Here is a 25,551-nt window from a genome sequence, read left to right as displayed (position 1 = left end):
ACCTTATATAAAATGTATTATATTTTATTATAATTTTTCTTATTCATGATTAATTTGTTTAAAAAACATTTTTCTTAACTTTTTTTCAATATCATCGGATATTTGTTTATTTTTTTGTAAAAAATCAATTGCATTAATTTTACCTTGTCCAATTTTTTCCTTTTTATAACTATACCATGAACCACATTTTTCGATAATATTATGTTGCACTCCTAAATCTAATATTTCTCCATAAACATTAATACCCATACCATATATAATTTGAAATTCTGCTTGTTTGAAAGGTACGGCAACTTTATTTTTAACTACTTTAACTCTTGTTTCACTACCAATAATAATATCTCCTTGTTTAACATTACCAATTTTGCGTATATCTAATCTGACTGAAGAATAAAATTTTAATGCATTGCCTCCTGTAGTTACTTCTGGATTACCAAATATAATACCAATTTTCATACGTATTTGATTAATAAAAATTAATAAAGTATTAGATTGTTTCATATTACTAGCAAGTTTTCTCATTGCTTGACTCATCATTCTAGCTGCTAATCCTATATGAGAGTCTCCTATTTCACCATCTATTTCTGCTTTTGGTGTTAAAGCAGCTACAGAATCTATAACTATAACATCAATTAAATTAGATTTTGCTAAAGCGTCACATAATTCTAATGCTTGTTCTCCTGTATCAGGTTGTGCACATAATAATCTATTAATATTAACATTTAATTTTTTTGCATAAATGGGATCCAATGCATGTTCTGCATCAATAAAAGCACATATTTTACCTTGTTTTTGTGCTTCTGATATAATTTGTAATGTTAAAGTAGTTTTACCAGAAGATTCTGGACCATATATTTCTACTATTCTTCCTATAGGCAAACCCCCAATGCCTAATGCTATATCTAAAGTTAAAGAACCTGTTGATATAGATGATATGTCCATAGTTCTATTATCTCCTAATCTCATAATAGAACCTTTTCCAAATTGATTTTCTATTTGTACAATAGCATTATCTAATGCAGCTTGTTTTTTTTTATCCAAATTCACAATATCATCCTACATAAATAATGTTTTATGATTACAAAATATATTTATTAATAAATTTATACCATCTTTTACAAAAATAAAAAGTATGAAAAAATTTATAATTTATTATATAATAAATTATACCGTAATTTTATTGCAAATAAATATGTTTAAGGCAAAACAACAGTTTTCTTTAAATTTAATAAATATTAAATGTCCTTATACACTTGTAAAGATTAAAAAAATTACAAGTATTATGAAATATGGTGAGACGTTATTAATTAAAACTAATAATCATTTAGTTATTACAGATATACAAGTTTTTTGTGAATTTATGAAATTTAATATGATAAAAAAAATAACTAATAAGTCGCCTTATGTATGTATAATAAAAAAAATATAACACATAAAATGTGTCATGCATGTTTTTTGTACAAAGCATATGTTACTACACCAAATTTTTTTTTACGATATTGTATCCAATTATATGGTAATAAAACAGGACTACTCTTTGTCATATACTCAAGATAAATATATGCATTATTTTTTAAACAACAATATTTTTCTAACAAAAAACAAGTCGTTTGTAGTAAAAAATTATCCTTATGAAAAGGAGGATCTATAAATATTAAATTAAATTTTTGTGACAGAGTAGATAACACATGTAATGTATGACCATAAATTAATTTAATATTGATATTTTTAAATAATGATATATTTTGTTGTAATTTTTTAAAATGTAAAATATTATTTTCTATTAAAGTTGCTGAATATGCATTTCGTGATAATGCTTCTAAACTTAGTATCCCGGAACCAGCAAAACAGTCTAAACAATTTAACATATATATATCATTGCTTAACCAATTAAATAAGGTTTCACGAATAAAGTTCATAGTTGGTCTAATATTAGTATTATGTATAGTAATTTTTTTATATTTCCATTTACCAGTAATAATATATATTTTATTCTTTTTATTATGATTCATAAAATTTAATATTTTAACAAAAAATATTACTCTAATAAATTATTTAAAGAATATTTTTATAATTATGTATTATAATATTATTATTCTTTTGTATAATATTAAATAGATATGATAATAAAAAAAGATGATTGTAATAAAAAAAGTAGTTTTTTACGAAATTTAACATTAAAAATATGGGATGCTAGTAAAAATATTGGTGAAAATCTAATACATTTTATTACTAAAACCAAAACAATTGATATAAATTTTTTTCATAATTTGGAAACAATATTGATTCAATCAGATATTAGTTTAAGTACAACACGAAATATAGTTCAAAATGTTATGCAATATTCTAAAAAAAATAAAATATATGATCATCATAAATTATATTTATATATCAAACAAATAATTTTAAATATTTTAATACATGTTGAACAATCATTAATCATTAAAAATGAAAATCCTTATATAATATTCGTTATAGGCGTTAATGGTGTAGGTAAAACCACTACCATAGGTAAATTAGCTTATTATTTTAATAAACAAAATAGATCTGTTTTTTTAGTTGCAGGAGATACATTTCGTGCAGCTGCCAGTCAACAATTGAGATTATGGAGTCAAAAAAGTTATAGTTATATGATAACGTCACAACATCATAAAATTGATAGCTCTGCTATAATTTATGATGCTATACAACAATCACAGCAAAATAATGCAGATATATTAATTATTGATACTGCAGGTCGTGCACATAATAATATTGCTTTAATGCAAGAATTAAAAAAAAATGTAAAAATTATTAGAAAAAAAAAAGATAATGCGCCACATGAAATTATGTTAGTATTAGATGCACATATTGGACAAAATTCTATAAATCAATTTAAAGAATTTCACAAACATATAGGTATAACAGGTATTGTATTAACCAAAATGGATGGTACGGCTAAAGGAGGTATAATCATAACTTTATCTAACGATTATAAAATTCCTATAAGATATATAGGTACAGGAGAACAAATTACAGATTTACATTTATTTAATGCTAAAAAATTTATTAATACTATTTTTATGAATAATTAAAAGCATTACTATAATAAAATTCTAAGATATGTTAGAAATATTTATTTCTTGAGAGGTTTTATATGAATGCAAATATTTTTACTCCACAAATTTATACTCATTCGTTAGGTTCGTTAGAAGCATACATATATATTGCTAATAGTTATCCAATACTAACTGTACAAGAAGAACAATATTTATCTAGAAATTTTTTTTATAAAAAAGATATAGAAGCAGCAAAAAAAATAATTTTATCACATTTAAGATTTGTTATACATATATCTAAACATTATGCTGGTTATGGTTTGCAACAAGCAGATATTATTCAAGAAGGTAATATCGGTTTAATGAAAGCTGTAAAAAAATTTAATCCTAATGTTGGTGTACGTTTAGTTTCTTTTGCCATACATTGGATTAAAGCAGAAATACATGAATATGTACTACGTAATTGGCGTATAGTTAAAGTTGCTACTACAAAATCACAGAGAAAATTGTTTTTTAACTTACGTAAAATTAAAAAAAAATTAGGATGGTTCCATAAAAATGAAATTAATATAGTTGCAAAAACTTTAGGAGTTTCTGTAAAAGACGTATGTGAAATGGAATCTCGTATGTCTGCACAAGATATTACAACTCATCCACTAATAAAACAACAAAATAATTTTACTTCTAATATTTTTCTAAAAGATACACATTCTAATTTTTCAAAATTAATTGAACAACATAATTGGGATAAATATATTTTTCGTAAATTATATTATGCAATTCAACAACTAGATCAACGTAGTCGTAATATTATTAATGCTAGATGGTTAAATAAACAACATCATAAACAAACGCTACAATCTTTAGCAAATAACTATGGCATATCTGCAGAAAGAATACGTCAGTTAGAAACTAATGCTATCAAAAAATTACGTTTATTAATTAACAAAATTTAAATTTCAAAATTTCATCTATTTTATATATATAAGGCATAACACAATGGCAAGTAAACGAGGTGTTAATAAAGTTATTTTAATAGGTAATGTAGGTAAAAATCCTGAAATACGTTACATGCCTAATGGTAATCCAGTTGTCAATATTATTTTAGCTACTTCTGATGTTTGGAAAGATAAAAATACAGGAGAAAATAGAGTTAAAACAGAATGGCACAGAATAGTAGTTTTTGGTAAAATTGCTGAAATTGCAAATGAATATGTTAAAAAAGGAACACAAATATATATAGAAGGATACTTACAAACACGTAAATGGCAAAAACAAAACGGTCAAGATAGTTATATAACTGAAATTATTGTGAGTATAGGTGGAACTTTACAAGTATTAAATAATTTCCGTATAAAAGATGATGTTGTAGATAAACATAATAATGTTGATAAAACACAGGATAAAGCATGGAAGAATCAAGAAAATAACATAGAAGTAAAAAACAATAATGATAATGATATAGATGTTAATAAAAATATAGATAATGCTATTAATTTTGAAGATGATATACCATTCTAATAAAATACAATTTTAAATATATATAATATTTACTGAAAAATAATGTTACGACATAATAAAATATTGTTACAACTTAAAAAAAAAATACAACCTGTTTGTTATATAAAAGGTATAGTAAAAATCATAAAAAATAATATTTTTTTAGAATCAAAAGATGGGAAAATATATAAAATTCCTATAATATTTTTAAAAAAAATTATGCATGGAGATTATATTTTATCTTGTATATTAAAAGAAAAACAACAATTAGAAGTTATGCCAATAAAATTATTAAAATCTGTTATAGAGATTTTTATAGGTAAACTTAAACAATATCAGAACCAAATATTTATTATTCCAGATAATCCTAATTTATATCAATATAAAATTGAATGTGTAATAGATAAACAATATCAGGAGGTATTATGTACTACTAATATAGTAATAGCTAAATTAATTCATCATCCTCTTTTAGGCAAAGATAATATTTTCCGAGCAAAAATTTTAGAATATTTACCCGAACAAAAAAAATATTCTTTATCTTTATGGCATATATTATCGCAATATAATATTAATATCCATCCTCCACATAATAGTTTATGTGATAATATAGATATTATTGATAATCATATATTACGTCAAGATTTAACTAAATTATGTTTTATTACTATTGATAATAGTGATACAAAAGAGATAGATGATGCTATATATATTAAAGAAATGTCTAATAAACAATTACAAGTATATGTTGCCATTGCAGATCCTACTGCCTTTTTTATACAAGATAGTAATATTGATATGATTGCTTTAGAACGTATGTTTACAAATTATTTTCCGGGTTTTAATATTCCATTATTTCCTAAATACATATCAGAAAATATATGTTCTTTACTACCCATGCAAGTTCGTTCTGCTTTAATATGTAAAATTATTATTAATGATAAAGGTAAGATTTTATTAGATAAAACAGAATTTTTTATGGGTTTAATACAATCTAAAGCACAATTAAATTATGTGAATGTTTCTAATTGGTTAGAAAATATAGGATCATGGATACCTCAAAATCTAGATGTCGAACAACAAATAAATTTATTATATAAAATTTATTTATATCGTTTACCATGGCACAATAAAAATATAATTTTTTTTAATAATCCTGAATATAAATTAATAATAAATTGTGCTGGTAATATAATTGATATTCATGTAGTCACAAAAAGAATCGCACATAAAATGGTTGAAACAATCATGATTATTGCTAATATATGTGCGGCAGAAATTTTATATCAACATTTAGGTTATGGCATATATAATATATATTATGGATTTAATTGTAATAAATTACAAAAAATAACAACATTATTAAATACGCATCATATTAATTATCGTCCATCTCAATTAAATACATTACAAGGCTACCAACATATATATTCTTATTTAAAAAAACATAATTTATATTATGTTATAAATCGTCTAAGAAAATATCAAACACATACATTTTTTAATATTTATCCAGGACCGCATTTTGGGTTAGGTGTATATAAATATGCTACATGGACTTCGCCATTAAGAAAATTTGGTGATGTAATTAATCATAGACTTATTAAAGCTATTATACAAAAAAAAAATATAGAAAAACCATCTAAACAAATTATTCATCATATGAATTATAAAAAATACATACATAAACAAGTAGAAAATAAAATTACAAACTTTTTATGTATAGAATATTGTAAAAATATTATTAATAAAAAACAAATTTTTTTATCAGAAATCATAGATATTTTATATATTGGATTAAGAGTTAGATTAATAGTAAATGGCATATATGTACTTATTCCTAAAAATAGTATCATTAATAATGCATTAGATATAATTAATATTATTCCAGAACAAGGTATGGTTTTTGTAAATAATAAATTATTATATAAAGTTACAGATCAAGTTAAAGTAATGTTACAAAATATTGATATTAATAATAATATTATTGCACAAATTATTTATTAAGAACAACATAATTTTATGACAGCTAAAGGACATATTTTTTTTACACTTTCTAGTAGTATTTTAATACAACATTTTATTTTTTCTAAAATTATGCATCATGATGATTGGTGGTGTTTTATACCTATATCTTTAATAACATGTTTATTACCAGATATTGATCATCCTAAATCTATTATAGGAAATAAATTTAAATATATTTCCTATCTATGTGCTAAAATATTTTGTCATAGAGGATTTACACATAGTATTGGCGCCATATATAGCATAATATTAATTATTAAAATAATATCTACTAATATTACTCTTTTAATTATTCCTATCAAATTAGGTATTATCATTGGTTATTGTAGTCATATTTGTGCTGATATGTTAACTCCTTCTGGAGTATTATTATTATGGCCTTTAAAACAACGTTTTCGAATACCGATTATAAAAAAAAAACTATTTACAGAAAATTTTTTTTGCTATATATATTTTATATGTTCTTTATATTTATTATATCCTCATAATAATCATCATATAATACATTTTATGATAAATTTTTTATCTAAAAGATAACTTAGAGTAATATTATTTATGAAAAAAATTAAACTTAAAAAAATGCTGGTTACTTGTGCATTACCATATGCTAATGGTCCCATACATCTTGGACATATGTTGGAACATATACAAGCTGATATTTGGGTACGATATAATCGCATGATAGGGAACGAAGTGTATTTTATATGTGCAGATGATGCTCATGGCACACCAATTATGTTAAAAGCTCAAGAATTAAATGTAACACCTGAAAAAATGATACAAAAAACATATCAGCAACATATTGATATTTTTAAAAAATTTTATATTAGTTATGATCATTATTATACTACTCATAGTAATAAAAATTACTTTTTTGTACAATTAATTTTTAAACGTTTAAAAAAACAAAAATATATTTTAAAAAAAACAGTTAAACAATTATTTGATAAACAATGTAATATGTTTTTACCAGATAGACTGGTACAAGGAACATGTCCACATTGTAAAACTACAAAACAGTATGGCGATTATTGTGAACAATGTGGACGTTATACTTCTATACATTTAATAGATCCTATATCAATATTATCTAATACAGTTCCGATTGTTAAACAATCTGAACATTATTTTTTTAATTTACCCTGTTTTTACAAAATGTTATTATCTTGGATATCATCAGGTGTATTAGATAATAATATTAAAAATAAAGTATTAGAATGGTTTCATGCGGGTTTAAAATTATGGGATATTACAAGAGATAAACCATATTTTGGTTTTAATATATTAGATGATATTAATAAATTTTTTTATGTATGGTTAGATGCTCCTATTGGTTATATTAGTACTTTTAAAGATTTTTGTGATTTAAATAAACATATATGTTTTTATGAATGGTGGAAAACAGATACAAAAACAGAACTATATCATTTTATTGGCAAAGACATAGTTTATTTTCATAGTTTATTTTGGCCAGCTATTTTAGAAGGTAGTTTTTTCCGCAAACCTACTAAAATTTTTGTACATGGTCATGTGACATCAAATGGCATGAAAATGTCAAAATCAAAAAAAACATTTATTACAGCATTAGAATTGTTAAATTATGTTAATGCAGATAGTTTACGTTATTATTTTGCTTCTAAATTATCAGATAATATTAATGATATAGATTTTAATTTACATGATATTACATATAAAATTAATTCAGATCTTGTTAATAAAATTGTTAATATTGCTTCTCGCACAGCATATTTTATTAATACATATTTTCATAATAACTTATCTCTAAATATTAATTTAGATATTTACTTAGAATTTATTAATAAAGCAAAAATTATACATGACTATTATACTAATAGACAATTTAGTCATGTTATTAATATGATAATTATTTTAACAGATATTGCTAATAGTTATATTGATACACATAAACCTTGGTTAACAATTAAAAATAAACCTGATATCACACATAATGTTTGTTCTTTAGCTATTAATATGTTTCGTGTTATTATGATTTATTTAAAACCTATTGTGCCTAATTTATCGTATAAAACAGAAATATTTTTAAGAGATACATTATGTTTTCAAAAACTTTCTCGTCCATTAATAAATCATCAAATCAATAAATTTTTTATTTTATTTCAACGTATAAAGATAAAAAATATAAATCATATCTTAAAATTTTAAAAAATAATATTATTTTATTATTCTAGGTACTCTTATGGATAATGAACACATTAATTCATAGTTAATTGTTTTTGCTGAAGTAGCAACATCATCAATTTTGATATGTTCACCCCATAGCTCTACATTACTACCTATAGTTGCATGTGGTGTGTTGATTAAATCAATAGCCATCATATCCATAGTAACGTTACCTAGTATATGTGTTTTTTGGCCATTTATGTAAATATTTGTTTCCGAAGAAATAGTCTTAGGATATCCATCACCATACCCACAAGCTATAATACCTATTTGTCTTTTTATATTTGTATAATATTGATGATTATAACCTACTGTTGTTCCAGGATATAATGTTTGTATTCCAATAATTTTACTACGTAATGTAGTTACTGGTTTAAAATTAAATTTACTAATATCTTCCCAAGAGTTTGTAGGTGATGCACCATATAATAAAATTCCTGAACGAACCCAATCGTAATATATATTACGATGCCATAATATAGCTGCAGAATTAGCAAAAGATCGTAAATAATTATTATTTAAAATTTGATTAATTAGTTTTATTTCATATAAAAAAGCATGAGCATTTTTTGAAGTATCAGCAAAATGTGCCATACATACAATTTGTTTAATATGAATATGTTTTTTCATTATACTAATAATTTCATTAACATTATGAATGTTAAAACCTAATCTATTCATACTAGTATTGATTTTAATATATATTACTATTGGATATATAGGAGGATATTGCATTAATAAATTTAATTGCCATTTATTATGTATTACCATGGTTAAATTATATTGATAAATTATCTTTAAATCATTAATATGGAAAAATCCTTCTAATAATAAGATTGGATTATTAAAATTTTCATGACGCAATAAAATTGCTTCGTCTAAAGTTAATACAGCAATACCATCTGCATGCATTAAAAATTTACAAATGTTAGTAATACCATGACCATAAGCATTATCTTTTAATACAAACCAGATTTTTGATGGATAAATAATTTTACGTATGATATTTAAGTTATTTTTTAAATTTTTAGTATTAATAATTGCAGTAATTGGTCTTGACATTATGATTATCCATTAAATAAAATTTTATATAAAAATTTATTTATTAAACTAAAAAACTTTATTATAATAAATTATAATTTTTGTTTTTGCATATTTTACAATGTAATAACACTATAAATTTTATCATTAAGGAGTTACTTAATAATGATTACCAGTAAATTTGGTATTGGTCAACAAGTAAGACATAAATTATTAGGTTTTCTGGGAGTCGTAGTTGATGTTGATCCTATTTATTCTTTAAATGATCTCAAAATTGATGAAATGTCAGATAGTATAACATTACGTAATAAACCTTGGTATCATGTTGTCATGGAGGATGATGCAGGTAATCCTATACATACATATTTATCAGAAATACAATTAATAGGGGAACCTATACCTGAATATAAAGAACATTCTATATTAGATGAATTATCTGCTTCTATCAAGAAGCAATTAATTAATCCCAGATTACGTAACTAATTACAATAATAATTGTAAATAATACATAATATAATTCTATATTACATTAATATGTATAAATATCTATTTATTTTGTTTATTTATCATATTTATGACATTTTGAATGTGTTGTATAACTTTATTTTTCCCCATTAGATATATAATACTATTAATAGGGGGGCTATAATTTAATCCTGTCAATAATATACGTAACGTCATGGCTATATCTGCAAATTTTTTATCTAGTTGTTGTGCAGTTGTTTTAATAATTAAATTAATATTATTTATAGTCCATGGATTTATTGACTGTATAATAATTAATAATTGTGTAATAAATTTTTTATTTTTTATATTTATCAAATTTGCACATAGAACATTTTGATAATTAGGATTAGTATAAAAAATACAACATAAATTATTAATTTCTTTTAAAGTATTACATCGATTAACAAAATGATGATAAATATCAATAATTTTTGGTCCTGTATTTATATTAAAATGTTTATTTTTACAAAAATTACTCAAGTAAGGAACTATATAATCTTTTGATAAATGATTAAGATAATATTTATTAAACCAATTTAATTTATTAATATTAAAAATACTTGGTGATTTATTTAAATTGCTTAAACAAAATAATTTCTTCATTTCTGACATAGAAAAAATTTCTTGATCACCATATGACCATCCTAACTTTAAAATATAATTTAATAATGCTTGGGGTAAATAACCATCTTTTTTATATTGTAGAATATTAGTATCATGATTTTTCTTAGAAATTTTTTCACCATATTGATTAGTAATAATAGAAACATGCGCATAGTATGGTATTGTTCTTTTTAAAGATTTAATAATATTAATTTGTTTAGGAGTATTATTAATATGTTCTTCACCTCTAATTACATGTGTAATACACATATCTAGATCATCTATTGCTACACAAAAATTATATGTTGGTGTTTTATCAGTACGTTGTATAATAAAATCATCTAGCTCAATATTATTAATAATAATATTACCTCTTATTATATCTTTAAATTTTACATAACCTGTTGTAGGAGTACGAAATCTAACGACATATGGTATATGATCATATGTTTTATTGATATTACGACATCTACCATTATATTTTGTTTTCATACCTAATTTTTTTTGTTGTTCTTTATCTTTTTTTAATATTTGTTTTGTGCAATAACATTTATAGGCTATTCCTTGTTGTATCATATTATTAATAATACTATGATATTTATCTAAATTTTCACTCTGTAAATAAGGTCCTTCATCCCAATTAATATTTAACCATGTTAAACTTGATATGATGTTTTGAATATAATGTTCTTTAACTTTTATTTTATCTGTATCTTCAATACGTAAAATAAAATTACCATGATTTTTTTTTGCAAATAACCAAGAATATAATGCAGTACGAATATTGCCTATATGTAAATAACCACTTGGACTTGGTGCGAAACGAGTTCTAATTTTCATTATATTATATATATTATTATAAAAGATATAATGTATTATATATGTAATAAAATATTTTTTAAATTTTTTATTAAAAATATATTGACTTATTTATATAAATAAAGATAGCATAAGGTATTATGATTTTTAGGGTGATTAGCTCAGTTGGTAGAGTCCCTCCCTTACAAGGAGGTTGTCGGCGGTTCGAGTCCGTCATCACCCATAGTATAGAATAATACATTAGGGTCGTTAGCTCAGTTGGTAGAGCAGTTGACTTTTAATCAATTGGTCACAGGTTCAAATCCTGTACGACCCAGTAGTAATACAGATATGTTTTATTATATTTAAATAAATTATATTTATCTAAGTATATTTGTAATTGTAAATTAATATGTTAGTAATTCAAATAGTATAGTGAATGAATATATAAAGATTATATTTTTATTACATAAGATGCAGGATGTAATACATACTATAAATAATTATTAGCAAACTAGTATCATTTTAATAACAACAAAATTACTTCATATAATTTATATATTTATTCATAATTAAATTTAGTTATTGAATATAATATATATTATTACATATCTAAAAACATTATCGTAGTTATATATTATTTTAAATAATCTATTAATAAAATGTATTTAATGTTATTAACAATAAAAAATTTCAATAACATTTTAGCTGAGCAGTTTATTTGAAACTATCATATCAATCATTAGTATAAATATTAATTTATTAAATTGAATATAAAATTACTTATATTATATAATGAGATTATTTATTTAAAATGAAACATAAATATTATTTATATATTTGCAAACTAAATATATAAATATTTATTAATTCATATTATTACTAGTAATATACATACTACATTATTGATTAATTAATAAATAATAAAAATTTTATAAAATTCTTAAGGGAATATACATATTTTTAAAGTAATAAATTAATTAATATTCTTTATTTATTAAACTGTTATATATTAATAAATATTTAGAAATTAATATTAGACATATTTATAATAAACAATAGTAAATTTTTAAGAATGTTTTTTATATTTATATAATTTATATATTAATAACATTAACATAATAAACTTAATTTATATAAACATTATTTATTATTAATATAATGAAATTATTTATATATTTGCTATGTCACGTATATTAAGTTTATTAAATAGCAAATAATTATTAATATTTTTAATATATGTAGTTATATAATKAGTCATTAAACATCATATAGGAATTAAGTTACACATTAATAGTTTTTAACATTATGAATATATTTTTTGCGCTCTACAGGATTCGAACCTGTGACCAATAGCTTAGAAGGCTATTGCTCTATCCTGCTGAGCTAAGAGCGCATAGATTAGTTTATTATAACATATAAAATGTATTTTAATATAAAAAATTATAATATTAACATAAAAATATAGTAGGATAATAAATGATATGAATGCTATAATTATGGATGGTCATTGTTTTGCTAATACAATTTACAAGAAAATACATGAAAAAATGTTATTTATTATAAAAAATAATAAACAATTACCTGGTTTAGGAGTTATTTTAGTTGGCAATCATGATATTTCTAAATTATATATATCTAAAAAATTAAAAATATGTCAAAAATTAGGATTTATTGTATATAATTATTATTTCCCCAATAATATTTATGAACATACAATTATTGATACAATTAATATTTTAAATCATGATAATAAGATTCATGGTATTTTAATACAATTACCTTTACCTAAACATTTAAATATCACTAATGTTTTAGAAGCAATCCATCCTAATAAAGATATTGATGGTTTCCACCCATATAATATAGGACGTTTATGTCAACGAATGCCATTATTACGTTCATGTACTGCTATAGGAATTATATCTTTATTGAAACATTATCACATATATATCCGTGGTTTACATGCGGTTATTATCGGCGCTTCTAATATTATAGGACGTCCTGTAGCATTAGAATTATTATTGCTAGGGTGTACCGTAACTATCACACATCGTTTTACTAAAAATTTACAATATCATATTGCAAATGCTGATTTATTAATCGTAGCTATTGGTAAACCATGTTTTATTAAGGGTAAGTGGATTAAACATGGTGCTATTATAATAGATGTAGGTATTAATAGACTGCAAAATAATAAAATTGTTGGCGATGTTGATTTTGCATCAACTATGTCTAGAGCATCATATATAACTCCAGTACCAGGAGGAATAGGACCTGTTACTATATCAATGTTAATGCAAAATACTTTTATCGCATACGAAAAAATTATGATTAATCATAAAAATAATTTCTAAATATTTATAAGTTAATTCATAAGCCGGATTCTGTTTTCTAACAGTCATTTATCTAGAATAATAATTACTTACTATTTCTTGCAGCTTACCCAGATTTTTTGTACGGGTCAATACAAATCTTTATTTAGCCTTGCTCCTGGTAGAGTTTGCACAGACATATATTATTACTAATATATCGGTATGCTCTTACCATGCCTTTTCACCCTTACCATAATTATTATAACCACTACATATTATTATGGCGGTATATTTTCTGTTGCACTATTCGTAAGTTTACACTTCCCAGAAGTTATCTGGTACCATTACCCTTTGGAGTCCGGACTTTCCTCTTTTATTGAAAATAAAAGCGACTGTTTGAATTAACTCATACAAATATGATATATGAATATCAGATTTATATCAAATATCTGTTAACATAATTTGATATAAAATATTTTTTCTAATGGAATATATATGAGAAATAATATTAATTACTTTTTTAGTTGATAAATCTTTTTTTAAAATTTTTATAATAGGTAATATTTTGGACATATTTATATTATTAGTAATATTTTTATTACCTTGAATAATCAATACTATTTCTCCTTTTAACCTATTTTTATCTGATTTAATCCAATCAATAATTTTGCCAATAGTATTACCATAAATTTGTTCCCATTTTTTTGTTAAATCCTTAGCTATAACAACATATCTATCTTTACCAAAAATATTTTGTATATCATATAAACAATTTAAAATACGATATTTTGATTCATATAAAATAATAGTTCTATATTCTAATTTCAACTGTTCTAATCTTCTAATCCTTTTATTATGTTTTTTAGATAAGAATCCTTCATAACAAAAACGATTAGTTGCTAAACCGGATGCAGATAAAGCTAAAATTGCTGCACAAGGTCCACTTAATGGTATAATTCTAATATTATTGTCTTTTCTGCGACATAATTCTATAATTCTATATCCAGGATCATTAATTAATGGCGTTCCTGCATCAGAAACTAATGCAATATTTTTCCCTTGTTGTAAATGATTTAATATTGTATTGGATTTTTTTTTTTCATTAAATTCATAATATGAATTTAATCTATTAGTAATATTATATTTTTTTAATAAAATGCCTGTTTTTCTTGTATCTTCAGATAAAATGTAATCAACTTGTTTTAAAATTTTTATTGCTCTTTGTGAAATATCATCATAATTACCTATAGGAGTAGGTACAATATATAAATTTCCAGTTATATTAGTTTTCATGTATAAAAAAAATATGCTTTAAATAGTGCAGTATATATTATATAATGATATAGTTGTAGATGTTATATACATTATTGTAATAAAATTTAGGAGGAATGGCCGAGTGGTTGAAGGCACCGGTCTTGAAAACCGGCAATAGATTACTATTCGAGAGTTCGAATCTCTCTTCCTCCGTAATTAAACAAGTTATATTATATATGAATAAAAATATAAATGTATGGAATAAACACATAGCTAAAAAACTTGCTATACAAGAAAATATTATTTTAACAACAGAACATTTAGAAATAATATATATTTTTAAACAATTATATGATAAATTTCATTCTTTGCCTAATATGGTTGTATTAGTGAATGTTATAAAAAATAAATATGGTTCACTCARAGGTAACAGTATTTATATACATAAACTTTTTCCTAATGGTGCTATTAGACAAATGGCTTATATTTCTGGGTTAAAAGAAATCACAGTATGCCTATAACATATTATATAGTTTTGTAATATTATAATTGGCATATTTTTTTTTTATTACTATATTTTTCAAGAGAAAAATATAGTATATACCAATAAATACTATGCATAATATTATTATTACACATATTAAGATACGAATAATATATATTATTTATAGAAAAAATAAAAATATTTACTATATTAAATAGTATAAAAATTAGTATTATTTGTAGTATAAAATACAATTTTTTAAACCATATATGATGATAATATAAATAGTAATTTAGTATAGTTAGAATTAAGGTATATGTGCCTAATATTTTATCTGTTAAAATATCAAGAATAATTCCTAAAATAAAATATTTAATCAAATTTATTTGCTTTGACAAAAGCATTATATTAGTAAATATTATTAATATATCCATATTGTAATATTATTCATTAAAATTATTATGTGTATGGTGTTATTATTATGTCATAAATACAACATTATTTATCATACAAATAGTGATGATATATAAATAAAATATTAAAACATTATTTTCCATATCATGTTTTTAAGTGTTTATTATTAATAAATATTTAATTTGCTCTATTTGTATAAGTGGTTGTGCGAATATAACATTCATATTATTCTTAGTATGTTTAATGTTGATTACTTTAGCTACGGGATAATTTATAAGATGATAATCATTTAAACCTGATGTAAATAAGATATCATTAACATTTATAATAATATTTGGAGAAATATCCTCAGATTTTAATAATGGAGGATATTTACAACCGATTCCATTTAAAATAAAGTTAGCGTTATTATTATGTGCATGTACATGTATAGAATTATATCTACTACATATAAGTAAAATACTACTAACATATTTATTAGTAAAAAAAACTTGTCCAATAACACCATGATCATTAATAGCAAGATTTCCTGGAATAATATTATCTCGCAAACCTTTATTTATAAAAATTTTATCAGAATACCATGGTAAGATTATAGGGATTTTTTTACTAAAAATTGTTTTTGTTGTATTTAAATTTATGCTTAAAATTTTATATATATTATTGAATTCATAAAGAGAATTTTTATAAAAAAATAATTCTATATTTTTTAAAAATAATTTTTTATATAAAAGAATATTTTGTGCTTTAATATTTTTATTCTGTTTATATAAATCATATATATGATTATATATAGTATATGGTTTATTCAAATAAACATATGTATAACTCATTTTTTTGTCAATATAATTTTTTATTGTAAAAAAATAATTATAATATTTATCTATTATAATAAATAATATAGAAATTATTATGATAATAATAAACTTTAAGTGTATATTTGTTTTTTTTTTAAAAATTAATGGCATAAATGTTATAATAATTTATATTAATGATTATTCTTCACTAAATAAATCGCCTCCATACATGTCGATCATTTCTAATGCTTTCCCGCCACCTCGTGCTACACAAGTTAAAGGATCTTCTGCGATAGCAACAGGTATTCCTGTTTCTTCTATTAATAATTTATCAAAATATTTGAGTAACGCTCCACCACCAGTTAATATCATACCTCTTTCTGCAATATCTCCTGCTAATTCTGGTGGACATTGCTCTAATGCAATCATAACAGCACTAACAATACCAGATAGAGGTTCTTGTAAAGCTTCTAATATTTCATTAGAATTTAATATAAAACTTCTTGGGACTCCTTCTGCTAAATTGCGTCCTCTTACTTCTATTTCTAAAATTTCTTTATTAGAAAATGCTGAACCGATTTGATGTTTTATTTTTTCCGCTGTTGATTCACCTATTAATGAACCATAATTTCTACGTACATGATTAATAATAGCTTCATCAAATCTATCGCCACCAATACGTACTGAAGAAGAGTATACTACTCCATTTAAAGATATAACAGCGACTTCTGTAGTACCTCCACCAATATCAATTACCATTGAACCAGTAGCTTCTGAAACAGGTAAACCAGCTCCTATAGCTGCTGCCATAGGTTCTTCAATTAAAAACACTTCACGTGCTCCAGCTCCTTGTGCAGATTCTCTAATTGCTCTACGTTCTACTTGTGTCGCGCCTACTGGCACGCAAACTAATACTCTAGGACTAGGACGCATAAAACTATTACTATGTACTTGTTTTATAAAATACTGTAACATTTTTTCCGTAATAAAAAAATCAGCAATTACACCATCTTTCATAGGACGAATAGCTGCAATATTACCAGGAGTTCTACCTAACATTTGTTTAGCATCATAACCTACTGCTGCTACACTTTTAGGGAAACCGGTTTTATCTTGTCGTATTGCTACTACAGATGGTTCGTTTAAAACTATTCCTTGTCCTTTTACATAAATTAAAGTATTTGCTGTACCTAAATCTATAGATAAATCGTTAGAAAACATTCCCCGAAATTTTTTAAACATGATATTAGAACCTAACTGTATGTTTTATTGTTAAATTAAATTTAGATTAAATAATATCTATTATGTGTGTAATAATATCATTTTATTCAAAATAAATATATCATTATCATGAAAAAATAATGCTTATTATTATTTTTAATTAATGTAAATTATGTTAGTATAATTGACAAATCTAATAATGCAGAACTGAAAATGTATAGATTAAAGTATCATATTTTAATAGTGAACGGTCCTAATCTAAGTTTATTAGGTCGAAGAGAACCAGAAAAATATGGTAATATCTCTTTAAAAAAAATTATATCTCATTTATCTAGTATAGCAAATAAAAAAAAATGTAGGTTAACACATATACAATCTAATGCAGAACATATTTTAATAGATTATTTAATACAACATAGCAAGAATATCAATTATATAATTATCAATCCCGGAGCTTTAACACATACTAGTATTGCACTACGTGATACTATATTAGGAATACACATACCTTTTATTGAAGTACATATTACTAATATATATAAAAGAGAAAAGTTTCGTCAAAAATCTTTTTTTTCCGATATATCTGAAGGAGTTATTATAGGTTGTGGTATTGAAGGTTATAACTTAGCTTTACATTTTATTTTTAAAAAATTAGGTTTGTAATCAAATGTTATTGTTTATTTTTAGTAAAAATTTTTTTTTGAGATATTTCTTTATTTTTATCAAACATTCTTATTTCTGCTTCTAACCATATGCCAAATTTTTTACCTACACAATTATATATTTTGTTTGCTAAGTTTAATATATTTTGTCCTGATGCATTATCCTTATTTATAATAACTAAAGCTTGTTTATGATATACTGAAGCGCCATCAAAAATAATTCCTTTAAAATTACATTTTTCAATTAACCATGCAGCAGATATTTTAAATATATTATTTTTAAAAATATAAGGTATTTGAGTAAATTTTTTAATAATATTTAAACCGTGATGCAAAGATACAAATGGGTTTTTAAAAAAACTACCAGCATTACCCATAATATTTGGATTTGGTAATTTTTTATTTCTAATATTACAAATATGTTGAAAAATTTGTTGTGCAGTTACATGATAATTTAAACATTGTAATTCCTTGTATATGATACAAGGAGTCCATTGTTTAGGTATAGATAGGCCTACTGCAATAATAATATAATGTTTATATTTTTGAGATTTAAAAATACTATTTCTATAACTAAAATAACAATATTTTTTGGGTATTCTTAATATTTGTTGATTATACGGATTAAACACATCTACATATGAACAAAAAGACTCCAAAGATATACCATATGCACCGATATTTTGTATTGGTGCTGCGCCAATACATCCTGGAATTAATGCTAAATTTTCTAATCCATAGATTCCACGTTTAATAGTATATTTAACTAATTTATGCCAGGATTCTCCTGAACCAATATGTAAATTCCAAAAAAAAGTATTAGAATATATTTTAATGCCTTTTATTCTATTTAATAAAATAAATCCATGAAAATTTTCTGTGAATAAAACATTACTGCCCTTACCTAATATTAAATAAGGTATAAACTTTTTTTTACATTGAGACCATATATTATATAGTTGTTTTACACTATATATATAAATGATATTATATGCATTTACATTTACATGAAATGTATGAATTTTTTTTAAAGACAACATAAACTTTATTTTCTAAATAATCATAGTATTATACTATATTCCCTAGTATTTACTTACTCTAACATAGGGAGACCCTATACTACCATCAGCACAACAATGTTTCACTTCTGAGTTCGGCATGGATTCAGGTGGTACCATTGCGTTATATATACTAGGGATAAAATAAAACAAAATTAAATTATGATATTATCTAATTTGTTAATAATAATTATCTTATTACTTATTAAAAACGATTCTGGTGTTGTAAGGTTAAGACTCACGGGTGTTTATTAGTACTGGTTAGCTCAACATATTGCTATGCTTACACATCCAGCCTATCAACGTCATAGTCTTTAACGTCCCTTTAGGGATATCTATAAATATAGTAAATATCCTGGGAAGAATAATCTTAAGGTAAGTTTCGCGCTTATATGCTTTCAGCGCTTATCTCGTCCGCATATAGCTACCGGGCAATGCCATTGGCATGACAACCCGTACACCAGAGATGCGTTCACTCCGGTCCTCTCGTACTAGGAGTAACTCCTTTCAATCTTCCAACGCCCACGGCAGATAGGGACCGAACTGTCTCACGACGTTCTAAACCCAGCTCGCGTACCACTTTAAATGGCGAACAGCCATACCCTTGGGACCTACTTCAGCCCCAGGATGTGATGAGCCGACATCGAGGTGCCAAACACCGCCGTCGATATGAACTCTTGGGCGGTATTAGCCTGTTATCCCCGGAGTACCTTTTATCCGTTGAGCGATGGCCCTGTCATATAGAACCACCGGATCACTAAGACCTGCTTTCGCATCTGTTTGAACCGTCATTCTCACAGTTAAGCCAGCTTATGCCTTTGCACTAACCTCACGATTTCCGACCGTGATTAGCTGACCTTAGTGCTCCTCCGTTACTCTTTGGGAGGAGACCGCCCCAGTCAAACTACCTACCAGACATTGTCTCTGGTCCGGATTCACGGACCTAGGTTAGAGCATTCAATACTAAAGGGTGGTATTTCAAGGTTGACTCCACACTAACTGGCGCTAGTATTTCATAGTCTCCCACCTATCCTACACATCAACATTCAATACTCAATATCAAGCTATAGTAAAGGTTCACGGGGTCTTTCCGTCTTGCCGCGGGTACACTGCATCTTCACAGCGATTTCAATTTCACTGAGTCTTAGGTGGAGACAGTCTGGCCATCATTACGCCATTCGTGCAGGTCGGAACTTACCCGACAAGGAATTTCGCTACCTTAGGACCGTTATAGTTACGGCCGCCGTTTACCGGGGCTTCGATCAAAAGCTTCTCATAAATGATAACTTCATCAATTAACCTTCCGGCACCGGGCAGGCGTCACACCGTATACGTCCACTTTCGTGTTAGCACAGTGCTGTGTTTTTAATAAACAGTTGCAGCCAGCCGTTATCTTGGGCTGAATTCAGCTTCAAAAGTAAATTTTGTTACTTACTATCAGCGTGCCTTCTTCCGAAGTTACGGCACTATTTTGCCTAGTTCCTTCACCTAAGTTCTCTCAAACGCCTTAGTATTCTCTACCTGACTACCTGTGTCGGTTTTAGTACGATTTAATGTTACTTTATATTTAGAGGTTTTTCTTGTAAGTATGGTATTAATTACTTCAATACAATTAAGTATCTCGTCATTACGCCTCAATATTAATAATTATCCGGATTTGCCTAGATAATTTATCTAAACGCTTAAACCAGGACAACCATCACCTGGATAATTTAACCTTCTTCGTCACCCCATCACACATAACACCAAGTACAGGAATATTAACCTGTTGTCCATCGATTACGCTTTTCAGCCTCACCTTAGGGATCGACTAACCCTACCTCGAATACCGTTGGATAGGAAACCTTAGTCTTTCGGCGAATAGGTTTTTCACCTATTTTATCGTTACTCATGTCAGCATTCGCACTTCTGATATCTCCAATAAATTTTACAATTCATCTTCAACGACTTACAGAACGCTCCTCTACCCAATAAATATAAAACTTATTGTCACAGCTTCGGTGTATAATTTAGCCCCGTTATATCTTCCGCGCAAGACGACTAGACTAGTGAGCTATTACGCTTTCTTTAAATGATGGCTGCTTCTAAGCCAACATCCTAGCTGTTTATGCCTTCTCACATCGTTTCCCACTTAATTATAACTTTGGGACCTTAGCTAGTGATCTGGGTTGTTTCCCTTTCCACAACGGACGTTAGCACCCGCTGTGTGTCTCCCGTGATAACGATATTCGGTATTTGTAGTTTGCATCGGATTGGTAAGTCTGGTTGACTCCCTAACCGAAACAGAGCTCTACCCCCGAATACGAATTACACGAGGCGCTACCTAAATAGCTTTCGAGGAGAACCAGCTATCTCCCGGTTTGATTGGCCTTTCACCCCTAACCACAAGTCATCCGCTAATTTTTCAACATTAGTCGGTTCGGTCCTCCAGTAAGTATTACCTTACCTTCAACCTGCTCATGGCTAGATCACCGGGTTTCGGGTCTATATCTTGCAACTTAACGCTCTATTCAAACTCGGTTTCCCTACGGCTCCCTTAGACAGTTAACCTTGCTACAAAATATAACTCGCTGACCCATTATACAAAAGGTACGCAGTCACACACTAAACACATGCTCCTACTGCTTGTACGTATACGATTTCAGGTTCTATTTCACTCCCCTAACCGGGGTTCTTTTCACCTTTCCCTCACGGTACTAGTTCACTATCGGTCAGTCAGTAGTATTTAGCCTTAGAGGATGATCCCCCTGTATTCAAACAGGATTTCACGTGTCCCGTTCTACTCTTTAAGAAAATTAATATCATGTTTTCATATACGGGACTATCACCCTGTATCGTATATTTTTCCAAATATTTCTATTATCATAATTTTAATGTATATCTTTCTTTTGGGCTGTTTCCGTTTCGCTCGCCACTACTAAGAAAATCTCTATTGATTTCTTTTCCTCAGGATACTTAGATGTTTCAGTTCTCCTGGTTCGCTTCATTATTCTATATATTCAAACAATGATAATACATAGTTACATGTATTAGGTTACCCCATTAGGATATCGTCAATTAATAATGTTTCGTATCAACTCATTAACGCTTTTCGCAGATTAGTACGTCCTTCATCGCCTCTGACTGCCAAGGCATCCATCGTATACGCTTATTTACTTAACCTTACAACCCACAATCGTCTTGTAATAATAAAATATTATAAAAAATATGTTTATAACAAATTTATACTTTAACATTACAATAACTTAATTTTAGTTTTTTAAAGAACATGATTATTATGTTAATGCCCCCTAGGGGATTTGAACCCCTATTGCCGCCGTGAAAGAGCGATGTCCTAACCATTAGACGAAAGGGACAAATAAAAAATTTACATCAGAAAATATTTGTGGGCACTCATTTTTTATAGAAAGTAATTATATTAAAGGAGGTGATCCAACCACAGGTTCCCCTACGGTTACCTTGTTACGACTTCACCCCAGTCATGAATCACAAAGTGGTAAGCGTTCTCCTTTTATGGTTAAACAACTTACTTCTTTTACAACTCACTTCCATGGTGTGACGGGCGGTGTGTACAAGGCCCGGGAACGTATTCACCGTAGCATTCTGATCTACGATTACTAGCGATTCCGACTTCATAGAGTCGAGTTGCAGACTCCAATCCGAACTAAGATATATTTTATGAGATTCGCTTACTCTTGCGAGGATGCTGCCCTTTGTATATACCATTGTAGCACGTGTGTAGCCCTGGTCGTAAGGGCCATGATGACTTGACGTCATCCCCACCTTCCTCCGGCTTATCACCAGCAGTCTCCTTTGAGTTCCCGGCCAAACCGTTGGCAACAAAGGACAAGGGTTGCGCTCGTTGCGGGACTTAACCCAACATTTCACAACACGAGCTGACGACAGCCATGCAGCACCTGTCTCATGGTTCCCGAAGGCACTAAAATATCTCTATTAAATTCCATGGATGTCAAGACCAGGTAAGGTTCTTCGCGTTGCATCGAATTAAACCACATGCTCCACCGCTTGTGCGGGCCCCCGTCAATTCATTTGAGTTTTAACCTTGCGGTCGTACTCCCCAGGCGGTCGACTTAACGCGTTAGCTACGGAAGCTACAAGACAAGCTCACAACCTCCAAGTCGACATCGTTTACAGCAATGGACTACCAGGGTATCTAATCCTGTTTGCTCCCCATGCTTTCGCACCTGAGCGTCAGTATTCATCCAGGGAGTCGCCTTCGCCACTGGTATTCCTCCAGATATCTACGCATTTCACCGCTACACCTGGAATTCTACTCCCCTCTATGATACTCAAGTAAATTAGTTTCAAATGCAGTTCCTAAGTTAAGCTTAGGGATTTCACATCTGACTTAATAAACCGCCTACGTGCTCTTTACGCCCAGTAATTCCGATTAACGCTAGCACCCTCCGTATTACCGCGGCTGCTGGCACGGAGTTAGCCGGTGCTTCTTTTATAAGTAACGTCAACAATAAAATATATTAGATTTTATTGCTTCTTCCTTATTGAAAGTACTTTACAACCCTAAGGCCTTCTTCATACACGCGGCATAGCTGCATCAGGCTTTCGCCCATTGTGCAAGATTCCCCACTGCTGCCTCCCGTAGGAGTCTGGACCGTGTCTCAGTTCCAGTGTGGCTGATCATCCTCTCAGACCAGCTAGAGATTGTTGCCTAGGTAAGCCATTACCTTACCTACAAGCTAATCCCGTCTGGGTTCCTCTTATAGCATGAGGTCTTAAAAGATCCCCCACCTTTAATCTTGCGATATTATTCGGTATTAGCCATCGTTTCCAATAGTTATCCCAATCTATAAGGCAGATCCCCAGATATTACTCACCCGTTCGCCGCTCGCCGACAATAAAAAAAATTTACATAATTTTCATCTCGTTGCCGCACGACTTGCATGTGTTAGGCTTGCCGCCAGCGTTCAATCTGAGCCATGATCAAACTCTTCAGTTAAAACTCAAAATTTTTATACAATATTAAAATTCTATAAAATAGAATGCCCACATAAATTTTCTGACAAATTATTAAAGAACCTGCAATAACTTTTTTATAAGATTATTGACTTAAGATTTATTATACTATTTTAGTTAATAAAGTCAAATTATTTTAATATTTAATTCAGCATTAAATATATTTGATATCTAATATTTTATAATTAATTATGCCTCTTGGTGTTTGTACAAAAACAATATCTTGTTTTTTTTTCCCAATTAATGCTCTAGAAATTGGTGCATTAATGGAAATTAAATGATTTTTTAAATTAGCTTCATCATCACCTACAATTTTATAAGTAATATTTTTATTCATTAAAAAATGATATAATACAACGGTAGCACCAAAAATAACTTTGTTATCATAAGTTATTTTTGTAATGTCTATTATTTGTGACTGAGACAATTTAATTTCTATATCCTTTATATGACCTTCACAAAAACTTTGTGCTTCACGCGCAGCCTTGTATTCAGCATTTTCTTTAAGATCACCATGTTTTCTTGCTTCTTGTATCGCATTAATAATGTTTGGTCTCTCAATATTTTTTAATTGATATAATTTTTTTTGTAATTTTTTAAAACCTTGTAATGTCATAGGAATATGTTTTTTCAT

Annotated in this window: 20 protein-coding genes, 5 tRNA genes, 3 rRNA genes, 1 other RNA gene and 1 pseudogene; 14 read left to right on the top strand and 16 right to left on the bottom strand. The window is 26.7% G+C overall.

Features of this window, described 5'->3' with window-relative positions; all coding sequences use genetic code 11:
- Positions 1-66 precede the first annotated feature (66 nt).
- Positions 67-1,047: pseudogene (gene recA, locus GJT87_RS00150) on the bottom strand (recombinase RecA); the annotation flags it as partial.
- An 85-nt stretch (positions 1,048-1,132) separates the two neighbouring features.
- Between recA and GJT87_RS02290 the strand changes: the two are divergent.
- The gene (locus tag GJT87_RS02290; RefSeq protein WP_425483091.1) at positions 1,133-1,429 is read left to right on the top strand and encodes a sulfurtransferase TusA family protein; all 297 of its coding nucleotides are present in this window, start codon (positions 1,133-1,135) and stop codon (positions 1,427-1,429) included.
- A gap of 13 nt (positions 1,430-1,442) precedes the next feature.
- Here the strand turns inward: GJT87_RS02290 and rsmD are convergent, their stop codons facing one another.
- Entirely contained in the window at positions 1,443-2,012 is a 570-nt protein-coding gene (gene rsmD / locus GJT87_RS00140; RefSeq protein ID WP_168895414.1) for a 16S rRNA (guanine(966)-N(2))-methyltransferase RsmD, read from the bottom strand.
- Between the two features lie 108 nt (positions 2,013-2,120).
- Here rsmD and ftsY point away from each other — a divergent pair, with 108 nt between their 5' ends.
- From ftsY to metG, 6 genes are all read left to right on the top strand, one after another.
- Positions 2,121-3,074, top strand: coding sequence for a signal recognition particle-docking protein FtsY (ftsY, locus tag GJT87_RS00135; protein WP_168895413.1), 954 nt, complete (start codon positions 2,121-2,123; stop codon positions 3,072-3,074).
- A gap of 62 nt (positions 3,075-3,136) precedes the next feature.
- Positions 3,137-3,994, top strand: a complete 858-nt coding sequence (gene rpoH, locus GJT87_RS00130; protein ID WP_168895412.1) for an RNA polymerase sigma factor RpoH — start codon at positions 3,137-3,139, stop codon at positions 3,992-3,994.
- 43 nt (positions 3,995-4,037) lie between these two features.
- Complete coding sequence (gene ssb / locus GJT87_RS00125; protein WP_168895411.1) at positions 4,038-4,559, top strand: single-stranded DNA-binding protein; 522 nt, start codon at positions 4,038-4,040, stop codon at positions 4,557-4,559.
- A 42-nt stretch (positions 4,560-4,601) separates the two neighbouring features.
- Positions 4,602-6,545, top strand: coding sequence for an exoribonuclease II (locus GJT87_RS00120; RefSeq protein WP_168895410.1), 1,944 nt, complete (start codon positions 4,602-4,604; stop codon positions 6,543-6,545).
- A gap of 15 nt (positions 6,546-6,560) precedes the next feature.
- Positions 6,561-7,103 (top strand): metal-dependent hydrolase, encoded by a 543-nt coding sequence (locus GJT87_RS00115; protein ID WP_168895409.1) that lies wholly within the window; start codon positions 6,561-6,563, stop codon positions 7,101-7,103.
- A gap of 18 nt (positions 7,104-7,121) precedes the next feature.
- Positions 7,122-8,750 (top strand): methionine--tRNA ligase, encoded by a 1,629-nt coding sequence (gene metG, locus GJT87_RS00110; protein WP_168895408.1) that lies wholly within the window; start codon positions 7,122-7,124, stop codon positions 8,748-8,750.
- A 9-nt stretch (positions 8,751-8,759) separates the two neighbouring features.
- Here the strand turns inward: metG and alr are convergent, their stop codons facing one another.
- Positions 8,760-9,830, bottom strand: coding sequence for an alanine racemase (gene alr, locus GJT87_RS00105; protein WP_168895407.1), 1,071 nt, complete (start codon positions 9,828-9,830; stop codon positions 8,760-8,762).
- Positions 9,831-9,974: 144 nt separating this feature from the next.
- On the opposite strand from alr, the gene hspQ reads away from it, so the two are divergent.
- Positions 9,975-10,292 (top strand): heat shock protein HspQ, encoded by a 318-nt coding sequence (hspQ, locus tag GJT87_RS00100; RefSeq protein ID WP_168895406.1) that lies wholly within the window; start codon positions 9,975-9,977, stop codon positions 10,290-10,292.
- 63 nt (positions 10,293-10,355) lie between these two features.
- On the opposite strand, the gene gltX is transcribed toward hspQ, so the two are convergent.
- On the bottom strand, positions 10,356-11,759 hold the full coding sequence (gene gltX / locus GJT87_RS00095) for a glutamate--tRNA ligase (protein ID WP_168895405.1): 1,404 nt from the start codon (positions 11,757-11,759) through the stop codon (positions 10,356-10,358).
- A gap of 129 nt (positions 11,760-11,888) precedes the next feature.
- Between gltX and GJT87_RS00090 the strand changes: the two genes are divergently transcribed.
- Both GJT87_RS00090 and GJT87_RS00085 read left to right on the top strand, forming a co-directional pair.
- Positions 11,889-11,961 (top strand) — tRNA-Val (locus tag GJT87_RS00090).
- Between the two features lie 20 nt (positions 11,962-11,981).
- Positions 11,982-12,054 (top strand) — tRNA-Lys (locus tag GJT87_RS00085).
- A gap of 985 nt (positions 12,055-13,039) precedes the next feature.
- Here the strand turns inward: GJT87_RS00085 and GJT87_RS00080 are convergent.
- Positions 13,040-13,113: transfer RNA gene (locus GJT87_RS00080), tRNA-Arg, on the bottom strand.
- An 88-nt stretch (positions 13,114-13,201) separates the two neighbouring features.
- Between GJT87_RS00080 and folD the strand changes: the two genes are divergently transcribed.
- Positions 13,202-14,074: a bifunctional methylenetetrahydrofolate dehydrogenase/methenyltetrahydrofolate cyclohydrolase FolD gene (folD, locus tag GJT87_RS00075; protein WP_168895404.1), complete on the top strand. Its 873-nt coding sequence runs from the start codon at positions 13,202-13,204 to the stop codon at positions 14,072-14,074.
- Between the two features lie 3 nt (positions 14,075-14,077).
- On the opposite strand, the gene rnpB is transcribed toward folD, so the two are convergent.
- Positions 14,078-14,441: RNase P RNA component class A (gene rnpB / locus GJT87_RS00070), an RNA gene on the bottom strand.
- Between the two features lie 32 nt (positions 14,442-14,473).
- Positions 14,474-15,325: a 16S rRNA (cytidine(1402)-2'-O)-methyltransferase gene (gene rsmI, locus GJT87_RS00065; protein WP_168895403.1), complete on the bottom strand. Its 852-nt coding sequence runs from the start codon at positions 15,323-15,325 to the stop codon at positions 14,474-14,476.
- 89 nt (positions 15,326-15,414) lie between these two features.
- Between rsmI and GJT87_RS00060 the strand changes: the two genes are divergently transcribed.
- A tRNA-Ser gene (locus tag GJT87_RS00060) sits at positions 15,415-15,499 on the top strand.
- Positions 15,500-15,522: 23 nt separating this feature from the next.
- The gene (locus GJT87_RS00055; RefSeq protein ID WP_168895402.1) at positions 15,523-15,807 is read left to right on the top strand and encodes a TusE/DsrC/DsvC family sulfur relay protein; all 285 of its coding nucleotides are present in this window, start codon (positions 15,523-15,525) and stop codon (positions 15,805-15,807) included.
- A 22-nt stretch (positions 15,808-15,829) separates the two neighbouring features.
- On the opposite strand, the gene mreD is transcribed toward GJT87_RS00055, so the two are convergent.
- The 3 genes from mreD to GJT87_RS00040 all read right to left on the bottom strand — a co-directional run bounded on the left by mreD (position 15,830) and on the right by GJT87_RS00040 (position 18,223).
- Positions 15,830-16,204, bottom strand: coding sequence for a rod shape-determining protein MreD (gene mreD / locus GJT87_RS02285; RefSeq protein WP_425483090.1), 375 nt, complete (start codon positions 16,202-16,204; stop codon positions 15,830-15,832).
- A 132-nt stretch (positions 16,205-16,336) separates the two neighbouring features.
- Complete coding sequence (mreC, locus tag GJT87_RS00045) at positions 16,337-17,152, bottom strand: rod shape-determining protein MreC (RefSeq protein WP_168895400.1); 816 nt, start codon at positions 17,150-17,152, stop codon at positions 16,337-16,339.
- Positions 17,153-17,179: 27 nt separating this feature from the next.
- Positions 17,180-18,223, bottom strand: a complete 1,044-nt coding sequence (locus GJT87_RS00040) for a rod shape-determining protein (RefSeq protein ID WP_168895399.1) — start codon at positions 18,221-18,223, stop codon at positions 17,180-17,182.
- A 192-nt stretch (positions 18,224-18,415) separates the two neighbouring features.
- On the opposite strand from GJT87_RS00040, the gene aroQ reads away from it, so the two are divergent.
- Positions 18,416-18,865 (top strand): type II 3-dehydroquinate dehydratase, encoded by a 450-nt coding sequence (gene aroQ / locus GJT87_RS00035; RefSeq protein WP_168895398.1) that lies wholly within the window; start codon positions 18,416-18,418, stop codon positions 18,863-18,865.
- 7 nt (positions 18,866-18,872) lie between these two features.
- On the opposite strand, the gene murB is transcribed toward aroQ, so the two are convergent.
- The 6 genes from murB to greA form a co-directional block, all read right to left on the bottom strand.
- On the bottom strand, positions 18,873-19,904 hold the full coding sequence (murB, locus tag GJT87_RS00030; RefSeq protein WP_168895397.1) for a UDP-N-acetylmuramate dehydrogenase: 1,032 nt from the start codon (positions 19,902-19,904) through the stop codon (positions 18,873-18,875).
- 40 nt (positions 19,905-19,944) lie between these two features.
- Positions 19,945-20,060, bottom strand: a 5S ribosomal RNA gene (gene rrf, locus GJT87_RS00025).
- A gap of 89 nt (positions 20,061-20,149) precedes the next feature.
- A 23S ribosomal RNA gene (locus tag GJT87_RS00020) occupies positions 20,150-23,084 on the bottom strand.
- A gap of 122 nt (positions 23,085-23,206) precedes the next feature.
- Positions 23,207-23,278: transfer RNA gene (locus GJT87_RS00015), tRNA-Glu, on the bottom strand.
- Between the two features lie 64 nt (positions 23,279-23,342).
- A 16S ribosomal RNA gene (locus GJT87_RS00010) occupies positions 23,343-24,900 on the bottom strand.
- Together the 16S, 23S and 5S rRNA genes with 1 tRNA gene alongside form the textbook arrangement of a ribosomal RNA operon.
- A 171-nt stretch (positions 24,901-25,071) precedes the next feature.
- Entirely contained in the window at positions 25,072-25,551 is a 480-nt protein-coding gene (gene greA, locus GJT87_RS00005) for a transcription elongation factor GreA (RefSeq protein WP_168895396.1), read from the bottom strand.

Origin of the sequence: Enterobacteriaceae endosymbiont of Macroplea mutica, from assembly GCF_012571345.1 — a bacterium.
Taxonomy (GTDB): domain Bacteria; phylum Pseudomonadota; class Gammaproteobacteria; order Enterobacterales; family Enterobacteriaceae.
The sequence above is the reverse complement of the archived record's forward strand: the minus strand, read 5'-3'. Positions and strand labels throughout refer to the sequence as shown.

Bases quoted from the DNA above. Each gene is read 5' to 3' on its own strand.
- GJT87_RS02290 (WP_425483091.1), top strand. From the start codon at position 1,133: ATGAAAAAATTTATAATTTATTATATAATAAATTATACCGTAATTTTA.
- rsmD (WP_168895414.1), bottom strand. From the start codon at position 2,012: ATGAATCATAATAAAAAGAATAAAATATATATTATTACTGGTAAATGG.
- ftsY (WP_168895413.1), top strand. From the start codon at position 2,121: ATGATAATAAAAAAAGATGATTGTAATAAAAAAAGTAGTTTTTTACGA.
- rpoH (WP_168895412.1), top strand. From the start codon at position 3,137: ATGAATGCAAATATTTTTACTCCACAAATTTATACTCATTCGTTAGGT.
- ssb (WP_168895411.1), top strand. From the start codon at position 4,038: ATGGCAAGTAAACGAGGTGTTAATAAAGTTATTTTAATAGGTAATGTA.
- GJT87_RS00120 (WP_168895410.1), top strand. From the start codon at position 4,602: ATGTTACGACATAATAAAATATTGTTACAACTTAAAAAAAAAATACAA.
- GJT87_RS00115 (WP_168895409.1), top strand. From the start codon at position 6,561: ATGACAGCTAAAGGACATATTTTTTTTACACTTTCTAGTAGTATTTTA.
- metG (WP_168895408.1), top strand. From the start codon at position 7,122: ATGAAAAAAATTAAACTTAAAAAAATGCTGGTTACTTGTGCATTACCA.
- alr (WP_168895407.1), bottom strand. From the start codon at position 9,830: ATGTCAAGACCAATTACTGCAATTATTAATACTAAAAATTTAAAAAAT.
- hspQ (WP_168895406.1), top strand. From the start codon at position 9,975: ATGATTACCAGTAAATTTGGTATTGGTCAACAAGTAAGACATAAATTA.
- gltX (WP_168895405.1), bottom strand. From the start codon at position 11,759: ATGAAAATTAGAACTCGTTTCGCACCAAGTCCAAGTGGTTATTTACAT.
- folD (WP_168895404.1), top strand. From the start codon at position 13,202: ATGAATGCTATAATTATGGATGGTCATTGTTTTGCTAATACAATTTAC.
- rsmI (WP_168895403.1), bottom strand. From the start codon at position 15,325: ATGAAAACTAATATAACTGGAAATTTATATATTGTACCTACTCCTATA.
- mreD (WP_425483090.1), bottom strand. From the start codon at position 16,204: ATGGATATATTAATAATATTTACTAATATAATGCTTTTGTCAAAGCAA.
- mreC (WP_168895400.1), bottom strand. From the start codon at position 17,152: ATGCCATTAATTTTTAAAAAAAAAACAAATATACACTTAAAGTTTATT.
- GJT87_RS00040 (WP_168895399.1), bottom strand. From the start codon at position 18,223: ATGTTTAAAAAATTTCGGGGAATGTTTTCTAACGATTTATCTATAGAT.
- aroQ (WP_168895398.1), top strand. From the start codon at position 18,416: ATGTATAGATTAAAGTATCATATTTTAATAGTGAACGGTCCTAATCTA.
- murB (WP_168895397.1), bottom strand. From the start codon at position 19,904: ATGTTGTCTTTAAAAAAAATTCATACATTTCATGTAAATGTAAATGCA.
- greA (WP_168895396.1), bottom strand. From the start codon at position 25,551: ATGAAAAAACATATTCCTATGACATTACAAGGTTTTAAAAAATTACAA.